Genomic DNA, 9,817 nt, shown 5'->3' with positions numbered 1-9,817 from the left:
GCGGATATAGCTTCATTATTCTTATTATTGATAGTGTTTTTAGTCATATTTTATTCCTCTTAGTTATATTAATTGATTATATAACCTATAAGGAATTTACACACTTAGATGGACAGACCCACAATTGCGGCTTCAAGTATTGTTTGGTTTTTATTCTCGATTTCAATTATATTAAAAAATGTATCTTTATCCTTTTCTTTATCCTTATTTAAACTACTACATGTTAGTATTTCTTCTATCAACACATCAGATTCATTTAAAAATGGATTACTATAATTCACCGAATCTACAGACTTGGAAAGTGTAATTTGTACTTCTTTCACCTTACTCTCACCAGTTATTATCCCGCATGTTAAATCTTTAATACTCATCTTTTCAGAATATTTTTCAACACGTCGTTGGTAATAGTACTCAACATCTTCATTAAAAAAGCTTCCACCTTTTTTTATCAACTCTTTTATTATTAATGGATTAGTATCAGCTGTTTTAAGCGCAAGCTCTAGTGGTGTACAGTCTGTGTAAGAAATAGCATTTGGGTCTGCACCATAGGTAAGTAATGCTCCTACAACAGCTAAACTATTAGTATAAACTGCGCTATGCAATGGAGTGAATCCATCTGCTAATCGAGATTGGTTTACTATAGTTGGATCTTGTGTAATTAAATTTTTTAACCCCACGCAATCGAGGCTTCTAACAACAGAGAATATCTTTGGTTCGTTTGTATGGTACTGGATTTTCATTTTCTACCTCTCCTATTAATTAATTAAGAGTTATAGTAATTCATAAGTACACGTAGGCTAGACACGAAGGATACGAGTATATACAACTATAGAGAGGAGGACATGGGAATAAGAATTAAATCGTTACAACACCATCAGCCTAAAACAGGCTACAACCCATAAATTACTATATGTATAAACTTGTGTATAACTTTATTATCTACCCAAATTCACCAAGTAGTCAATAGTTTTGTTTACAAAGATTAAGTTGCAACCGATATTATTAAACAAATATAAATATTTATAAATGAATATTTTAAAAACATGCCCTGAATCAAATAATATTAAATGTAGTGATTGGTGTAGAATCTTGAGTTATCATACATTCTGTGATCAGATAACTTATGATGTTCCAGGAAATCATGGGTCAATAGGGTGACTAGTGTTAAATCGTAGCCTTACATCTTACCTATGATCAGCCTCACCATATCTTAAAACTACTAATTCAAAAATATTCTAAAAAACTAACAACTGATTTTTCTAAACCAATTTCTTATGCCTATATTTTGGATTCTTTGTATCTTCACCTACTATATTAATCATGTAATTATGATAATCTTCATAATTACCCTCAAACCAAGTAGCGCTTCCATCTTTATCATAAGAAATTATATGGGTGGCAATTCTGTCTAGGAACCAGCGATCGTGGCTAATTACAAATACACAGCCAGCAAAGTCAAGTATCGCATCCTCAAGAGCTCTTAGAGTATCCACGTCCAAATCATTGGACGGTTCATCAAGTAAAATAACATTAGCCCCTTCCTTAAGCAATTTTGCCAGATGCACCCTATTACGTTCACCACCAGAGAGTTGGCCAACTTTCTTTTGTTGCTGCGCTCCTTTGAAATTAAATGCTGAGCAATAGGCTCTACTTTTAATGGATGTTTCGCCAAGTTCAAGAACTTCGAGTCCTTCAGAAATTTCTTCCCAAACATTTTTATTATCGTCTAAATGATCACGAGACTGGTCCACATAACCAAGCTTAACTGTATCACCAATGTTAACTCTACCAGAGTCTGGCTTTAGCTTACCAGTAATCATATTAAACAATGTCGACTTACCAGCACCATTAGGTCCAACAATTCCTACAATAGCACCACGTGGGACACGGAAATTAAAATCTGTTAATAACGCTCTATCACCAAACTTCTTAGATAAATTCTCAACTTCAATCACCAAATCTCCAAGCCTTGGGCCATTTGGAATAATTATCTGCGCAGTACCATTACTAGCATCGCGCTTCTTGTTAAGTAACTCTTGATATGCATTAATCCTTGCTTTACTCTTAGCTTGCCGAGCTTTTGGTGATTGTTGCACCCACTCAAGCTCTCGTTTAAGCTGCTTGGAACGATCACCTTCTTCTTTTTCCTCAAGTGATAATTTCTCCTGTTTTTGCTTTAACCAAGCAGAATAATTCGAATGCCATGGTACACACTTTCCATGATCAATTTCCAAAATCCACTCTGCAACATTATCCAGAAAATAACGATCGTGAGTAATTGCAACAACGGTTCCTTTATAATCCTTCAAGAAATTTTCAAGCCAAGATACTGATTCAGCGTCCAGATGGTTCGTTGGCTCATCCAGTAACAACATCCCCGGCCTTTCTAAAAGCAACTTACAAAGCGCAACTCTTCTTTTTTCTCCACCAGAAATCTTTGTAACATCAGCATCTTTTGGCGGACAACGAAGGGCACTCATTGCCATTTCCACTTCCCTTTCAATACTCCAACCATCACAAGCGTCTATTTTCTCTTGCAAATCAGCCTGTCTGATCAGAAGATCATTCATCTCATCATCCGTCATTTCTTCGGCAAATTTAGAACTTACTTCATTAAATTCATCAATTAGAGCTTTTTTTTCTGCTAGCCCATCCATAATGTTTTCAAACACATTTTTACTTGTATCCAAATGAGGTTCCTGCGATAAATGCCCGATTTTTACCCCATCAGCAACAAAAGCTTCTCCCTCATATTCTTTATCTAAACCAGCCATTATTTTCAACAATGTCGACTTACCAGCACCGTTATGGCCTATTATACCTATTTTAGCTCCAGGCAAAAAAGATAGCCAAGTTTCTTTGAGGATCTGCTTACCATTAATTGACTTACTCAAGCCTTTCATTACATATACGTACTGATACGACATTATCTTTCCTTATAAATTAAATTAAATTTTCATCCCGGATTTTTCCCAGTCTTGATTAAACTTCTCAAGCCCCTTACTGGTAAGGTCATGTTCAACTAACTGAGAAAGTATTTTAGCTGGGATAGTAACAACATCTGCTCCGCATAATGCGGCCTCGAATACATGTTCTGTGGTTCTTATAGATGCTGCAAGTATTTTAGTTTTAAAGTCATAATTGTTATAAATATTTCGGATGTCAGCAATTAGTTGCATTCCATCTTCACCAATATCTTCAAGCCTACCAATAAAAGGGGAAATATAAGTGGCCCCATTTTTTGCAGCTAATAATGCTTGGTTTGGAGAAAAACATAAAGTCATATTTACCTTATTACCACCATCTCGAAAATATTTACAGGCTTTAAGCCCATCCCAAGTCATAGGAAGCTTTACTACAATATTAGGAGCGACCTCTAATATTTTATTCCCTTCTTTTACCATTTCTTCGAAATCATTTGAGGCAACTTCAACACTAACATCACCTTTAACTATCTTACAAATTGAATTGATCGTCTCATAAAAATCCATCTTAGAATTCGACATTAGCGAAGGGTTTGTTGTTATACCGTCAACAATATTATACATATGATATTTCTTAATCTCAGTAAGATCAACACTGTCTAAAAATATTTCCATAATTAATTAAGCCTAGTTAAAATTAAGTCAAGTTCTTCCAAATTACTATAATGAAAGCTTATTCTACCGCCATTCCAAGAATTTTCAACAACTACTTTCACCCCAAATTTCTCGCTCAAAGATTGGCCAAGCATGACCAAATCATCGTCAACAACTTTATCTTTTCCTTTAATATAAGAATTATCAGTTTTGTCCTTCCTTTTTCTATTGCTTACTAACTCTTCTACTTGTCTCACATTCAGGTCATTAGCTAGTATCTTAGCTGCTATTTCTTCAGCGTTTTCAAGCCCTATTAAACATCTAGCGTGGCCCATACTTAACTGACCATTATTAATCATAAATTTTATTGACTCTGGTAATTGGTTTAGCCTTAATAAATTTGCAACATGGCTTCGACTTTTGCCAACAACAACCGCTAGCTCACCTTGGCTATAACCATATTCATTAATAAGTTTTTGAAAACCTTCCGCTTCTTCAATAGCACTTAATTCCTGGCGTTGTATGTTCTCAATTAAAGCTATTTCTAAAATTTCTTTTTCAGTTAAATCCTTTATTATAACAGGAATCTGCCTTAATCCCGCAATCTTACAAGCCCTAAATCTTCTTTCACCAGCAATTATCTTATATTTACCAGTGGAACTCTTATTTACTATAATTGGCTGTACTAATCCATGACTAATAATCGAATCAGTAAGCTCTTTTATTTTCTCTTCATCAAAGTATTTTCTTGGCTGATCCTGATTGGCCTCAATTAAATCAAGATCAATATTGTTGCTAGAAGCAGCTATCTCAATTGGAATTATTTCCTCATTAAGCAAAGAAGATAAACCTCTTCCTAACGCTCTATTTCTCATAATGAATCCTTCGTGTTTATTTTAGTTTACGCTGATACTACTTGGCGAATACCTTGCTTTTCTCTAGCCATCATTTCTTTTGCTAAATTAATATAAGCTTGAGATCCAGAGCATTTATAATCATATATTATCGCCGCTTTCCCATGAGAAGGAGCTTCTGAAACTCTTACATTTCGTGGAATAGTTGTATTGAATACTATGCGTCCAAGACAGGATCTCACATCACGTTCCACCTGCTCCGTTAGTCTATTCCTCTTGTCATACATAGTAAATAACACTCCGCCAATTTTGATATCCGGGTTCAATCTTTTTTCTACAATCTCGATAGTTTTAAGTAAGTGACTTAAACCCTCAAGAGAATAAAATTCGCAGAGCATAGGAATAACAACTTCATGGCAGGCCACAAGAGCGTTTAAGGTCAGTAAATTTAATGATGGGGGGCAATCAATAATAATATAATCAAACCTATCCCGAACTGATTCCAAGCAATTTTTTAAAACCATTTCTCTATCAATCCTATTTATCAAATCTATTTCAACCGCAGCCAGGTTAGTATTTGACGTAATAATCGATAATTTAGGAATTTCTGTATCAAGAATTGCCTTTTCAATAGTTTCAAGTCCACAAAAAACATGATAAGTGGTAATTTTCCTTCCTTCTTGCCTTATACCAAGACCGCTACTACTATTGCCTTGTGAATCAAGATCTATAAGTAGAACTCTTTTATTCATAACAGCAATAATCGTAGCCAGATTTACAGCAGTTGTAGTTTTACCTACTCCACCTTTTTGATTAACAATAGCTACAATTTTAGCGCTCATGTGTGTGTGGCTTTAAATTAGTGATTTCAAGAATTTTTCCTTCGATGGAAGTGATGCTATCATGAATTTTAACTTTAAACAACCAGTGTTTTCTAGCTTGAATTATTTCGTCTTCATATGTTTTTCCTTTAAGTAAAAGAAATTTTTCTTTCACTTCTATACTCCTGCAGTAATTAAATATAGAACCTAAATCTGCGAAAGCCCTAGAAATTACTACATCATAAGAACCAGCAGGTAAAGTTTCCGCTCTGCTATTCTTTATCTCAATCAATTCAGGGGATATTTTTGAAGCTTGTAACAAAAATGCTGCTTTTCTTTCGTCACTCTCAACCAACACCATTTTTTTTATGCCACAAATTGATAAAACAACCCCTGGTAACCCAGCGCCAGAACCTAGGTCTAAAACTGATATATCTCTTTTTTCAATGTAATTTAATAATTGTATAGAATCTAATATATGTCTTCGCTCTATGTCTTTAATACTGTTTGAGGACACTAGATTTATTGCTTTATTCCACTTAATTAATAAGTCAATATACTGTCGTAACTTATCCTTGTTTTCACGTGAAACAACCTCAACATCCAACATAATTTGTCTTTAGGTAAATTAGTACTGCTGTCAATGCAGCAGGGGTAACTCCAGAAATTCTACGGGCGGCCCCCAAGGTAGAAGGTTTATGGAAGGAGAGTTTTTCTCTAATTTCATTCGATAGACTATGAATAGATAAATAATCAAGATTTTCTGGAATTTTATAATTCTCTTCATCTTTAAACAATTTAATATCCATATCCTGTCTCTTTAAATATGATGAATATTTTGATTCAATATACATATAATTTAGAGCCTTCAAATCTAAATTACCGATTTCTGGGAATATTTTTTTTGTTTCTTCTATACCAAAATTTGGTAGACCAAGAACTTGATAGGCCGTCCTTTTTGAGCCATCCTGAGATACACTTACACCAAGGTTTGTCAATTGGCTAGTCGTTATTGTTCTTGCATTCAGCACATTTCTTGCTTGCTCTAAAGTTTCCAGTTTTAACTCAAAGGCACTACAACGTTGAGGAGAAATAACCCCATACTCAATTCCCTTAGGAGTAAGCCTAAGGTCGGCATTATCAGCTCTAAGAGATAGCCTATACTCAGACCTAGACGTAAACATTCTATAAGGTTCAGTAGTGCCAAAATTAATCAAATCATCAATCATGACGCCAATATATGCATCAGCCCTGGTAAGAACAAATTCCCCCTTATTAAAACACGATAAAGCAGCATTAATTCCAGCCACAAGTCCCTGAGCGCCGGCCTCTTCGTAGCCAGTAGTGCCATTTATTTGACCCGCTAAGAACAACCCTTTTACTCTTTTTGTTTCAAGTGTATGTTTTAATTCTCTAGGGTCTACAAAATCATATTCAATAGCATATCCTGGTCTTAAAATCTTAACGCTTTCTAAACCTATAATAGTTCTAATAAAATCTTCCTGAACGTCTTCTGGTAAGGATGTGGATATTCCGTTAGGATATACCGTATTGTCATTCAACCCTTCTGGTTCCAAAAAAATTTGATGACTTTCTTTAGAACTGAACCTAACTATTTTATCTTCAATTGAAGGGCAATACCTCGGTCCTATACCTGTTATTTGGCCCGAATACATTGCAGACTTATTAAGATTAGCTCTTATTATATCGTGCGTTTTTTGAGTTGTTTTCGTAATAAAGCAATCAATTTGGGGAACAATAACTTTATCTGTCATTTCTGAAAACGGACGAGGCACAACATCCCCAGGTTGCCTCTCAATCCGAGAGTAATCGATTGTTGTTCCATCTATTCGAGCTGGGGTGCCGGTCTTTAACCTTCCAACTGCAAAATTTAGATTTTTAAGGGTATTTGACAAACCGTATGATGGCGCCTCGCCAACCCTACCCGCAGGAATTGTTTTATCCCCAATATGAATCATACCGGATAAAAAAGTACCCGTCGTAAGTACTACACTATTACATTCAATAATACCATGGGCTTTAGTGACAACTGACTGAATGCTGTTATCTATTATTTCCAAATCTTCAACCGAATCATATAATATAGTTAGGTTAGGATAAGTTGATAACTCTGAAGCCATCTCCACTTTATATAAGGCTCTGTCCGCCTGCGCTCTTGGTCCCCAAACCGCAGGTCCTTTACTTTCGTTCAGCATTTTATAATGTATACCAGCCTTATCTATAACCCTTCCCATAAGACCATCTAAAGCATCCACTTCTTTAACCAAAATTCCTTTAGCCACACCACCTATAGCTGGATTACAGGACATTTCACCTAAATTATCTCGCTTAAGCGTAATCAGAAGCGTATCAGCACCAGAACGAGCCGATGCCGCTGCCGCCTCAGCTCCAGCATGGCCACCTCCGATAATTACTACATCATATTTTTTTTTCACGTGAAACTGATTGCTCATTAGTTAAGATAAAGTTATTTTATTCAACTGTTAATGTGCAGAACTTTGCCCATGATACAGGTCAGGTCGGCCAATATAAGTAAATTGATTATATTATGCGCTAAGAATAAAGTCAAAGAACCCATAAAGAGAGGCGAATAACAAACAAAATAACCCAGCCACTAATCAACCTAACTTTAAAGAATTGGTTTTACTCAACAATTTCTTCTTTGGAAAAAAAGAAGTTAATTTCTTTTTTGGCGCTATCAAGACTATCAGATCCATGAATACTGTTTGCTTCAATATCTACAGCAAAATCTTTTCTAATAGTACCAGTTTTTGCCTCTGAAGGATTAGTAGCTCCCATTATTTCTCTATTTTTCATTACAGCACCTTCTCCTTTAAGAACCTGAAGAACTACTGGACCAGAAGTAATGTAAGTAATTAAACTAGCAAAAAATGGCCTTTCTTTATGTTCAGCATAAAATTCTTTAGCTTGCGACTCCTGCAATCTAACCATTTTTTGAGCAACAATTTTGAGACCAGCATTTTCCAGATAAGAATTAATTTTACCAATCAAGTTTCTTTTTGTAGCATCTGGTTTAATAATAGAAAAAGTATATTCAGTCGTCATATATAAACCTTTGTTAATTTTTTATTGATAGTGTACTTATAAAGATTTTAAGTGTTTTTATCAAGCAATTTTTCAAACATCATTAATGGTACACTACATATATTAAGTTTTTTTCTTCCAAGTGGTTGAACCATCTGCCTTATCTTCAATAACTATATCACTATTTAATAGCTTATTTCTTATACTATCAGCAAGTGGCCAGTTTTTTGCTTCCTTAGCTAGCTTTCTCTCTTTTATTAGTTTTTCTACTTTGTCTGAATCTACATGAGAGTAAAACCATTCTTTACACGAGGCATTCATTAGTCCAATAAAACGAGCACAGCTAAGCAATTTTGAGGCATATTCAATCTTTATGTCATCAGTTTTTGACAAATAGATTTCCTTTGCATAATCATTGATAATCTTTATTGCCTTGTGGGTATTCATATCTTCAAACAAGGCACTCATAAATTCAGCAGATATTTGACTTTCATTACACTTGGTTTTCGCTTCTATGGGCTCTATGGCTCTATACCAATAGGTGATCATTTGATTTGCATCATTTATAGCTTTATCATTGTAGTCTAAAGGCTTACGATAATGATTACCCAGCAAGAATAGCCTTGCTACATCTCCCCTTATTCCTTTATTAATTAGGTCTTTCACCGTAGTGAAGTTGCCAAGAGATTTACTCATTTTTTCATGATTCACCGTTAAAAACCCGTTGTGAACCCAAGTTTTTGCATATTCAGATCCACTAAAAGCAGAGCGACTTTGAGCAATTTCATTAGTATGATGAGGAAAAACTAAATCAACTCCACCACCGTGAATATCAAAGGTTTCCCCAAGGAATTTATGACTCATGGCCGAACATTCAATATGCCACCCAGGCCTGCCAACACCGTAAGGGCTATCAAACTTTGCAGAAACATCTTCCTCTACTTTAGCCGGTTTCCATAGGACAAAGTCTCCAGGATTTTTTTTACCTTCACTGCTATCTATCCGAACAGAATTAAATAACTCATCGAAAGACTGACCAGACAGTTTGGCATAATCGGTTGCTTTTGTAACATCAAAATAAACATGGTCTGCTGATTTATACGCAACTTCTTTAGCAAGAAGAAGATCTATTATATTTATCATATCTTGAACATGATCAGTTGCTCTTGGTTCAAAATTTGGCCTAAGGCAAGAAAGATAGTCCATATCTTGATGAAAATATTCCGTAGTTTTTTTTGTCAGTTCTGCAATGGTAATCTCGTCCTGGACAGCTTTATCTATTATCTTATCATCAATATCTGTTATATTTCTAACGTATATAACATGGTTTTTGCCAAAGAGTTTGATTAATATACGGTAGAGTATATCATAAACTACTACCGACCTTGCATTGCCAATATGCGGATGATCATAAACTGTAGGCCCACAAACATACATTTTAACCAAATTATCATCTATAGGAATGAAAGTTTCTCTTTTCCTTGTTAATGAGTTAAAT

The 9,817-nt window shown here is 35.0% G+C and carries 9 protein-coding genes; all 9 read right to left on the bottom strand.

What is annotated here, in order from left to right; genetic code table 11:
- Positions 1 to 104 precede the first annotated feature (104 nt).
- Entirely contained in the window at positions 105 to 740 is a 636-nt protein-coding gene (locus Megvenef_RS05015) for an ankyrin repeat domain-containing protein (RefSeq protein ID WP_322776886.1), read from the bottom strand.
- A 519-nt stretch (positions 741 to 1,259) separates the two neighbouring features.
- Complete coding sequence (gene ettA, locus Megvenef_RS05010; RefSeq protein ID WP_322776885.1) at positions 1,260 to 2,927, bottom strand: energy-dependent translational throttle protein EttA; 1,668 nt, start codon at positions 2,925 to 2,927, stop codon at positions 1,260 to 1,262.
- A 21-nt stretch (positions 2,928 to 2,948) separates the two neighbouring features.
- Positions 2,949 to 3,599, bottom strand: a complete 651-nt coding sequence (gene fsa / locus Megvenef_RS05005; RefSeq protein WP_322776884.1) for a fructose-6-phosphate aldolase — start codon at positions 3,597 to 3,599, stop codon at positions 2,949 to 2,951.
- A 2-nt stretch (positions 3,600 to 3,601) separates the two neighbouring features.
- Positions 3,602 to 4,456 carry a ParB/RepB/Spo0J family partition protein gene (locus tag Megvenef_RS05000; protein WP_322776887.1) on the bottom strand — a complete coding sequence of 285 codons (855 nt, stop codon included), beginning with the start codon at positions 4,454 to 4,456 and terminating at the stop codon, positions 3,602 to 3,604.
- A gap of 23 nt (positions 4,457 to 4,479) precedes the next feature.
- A complete protein-coding gene (locus Megvenef_RS04995; RefSeq protein WP_322776883.1) occupies positions 4,480 to 5,274 on the bottom strand; it encodes a ParA family protein in 795 nt (264 codons plus the stop codon).
- Positions 5,264 to 5,863 carry a 16S rRNA (guanine(527)-N(7))-methyltransferase RsmG gene (rsmG, locus tag Megvenef_RS04990; protein ID WP_322776882.1) on the bottom strand — a complete coding sequence of 200 codons (600 nt, stop codon included), beginning with the start codon at positions 5,861 to 5,863 and terminating at the stop codon, positions 5,264 to 5,266. The genes Megvenef_RS04995 and rsmG overlap by 11 nt, the downstream gene beginning before the upstream one ends.
- Entirely contained in the window at positions 5,850 to 7,727 is a 1,878-nt protein-coding gene (mnmG, locus tag Megvenef_RS04985) for a tRNA uridine-5-carboxymethylaminomethyl(34) synthesis enzyme MnmG (RefSeq protein ID WP_322776881.1), read from the bottom strand. The genes rsmG and mnmG overlap by 14 nt, the downstream gene beginning before the upstream one ends.
- A gap of 190 nt (positions 7,728 to 7,917) precedes the next feature.
- Positions 7,918 to 8,340 (bottom strand): nucleoside-diphosphate kinase, encoded by a 423-nt coding sequence (ndk, locus tag Megvenef_RS04980; RefSeq protein WP_322776880.1) that lies wholly within the window; start codon positions 8,338 to 8,340, stop codon positions 7,918 to 7,920.
- Between the two features lie 102 nt (positions 8,341 to 8,442).
- Positions 8,443 to 9,817: cysteine--tRNA ligase (gene cysS, locus Megvenef_RS04975; RefSeq protein WP_322776879.1), on the bottom strand; the 1,375-nt coding region annotated here is incomplete at its 5' end.

Origin of the sequence: Candidatus Megaera venefica (assembly GCF_034554655.1) — a bacterium.
GTDB lineage: Bacteria > Pseudomonadota > Alphaproteobacteria > Rickettsiales > Rickettsiaceae > Megaera_A > Megaera_A venefica.
The sequence above is the reverse complement of the archived record's forward strand: the minus strand, read 5'-3'. Positions and strand labels throughout refer to the sequence as shown.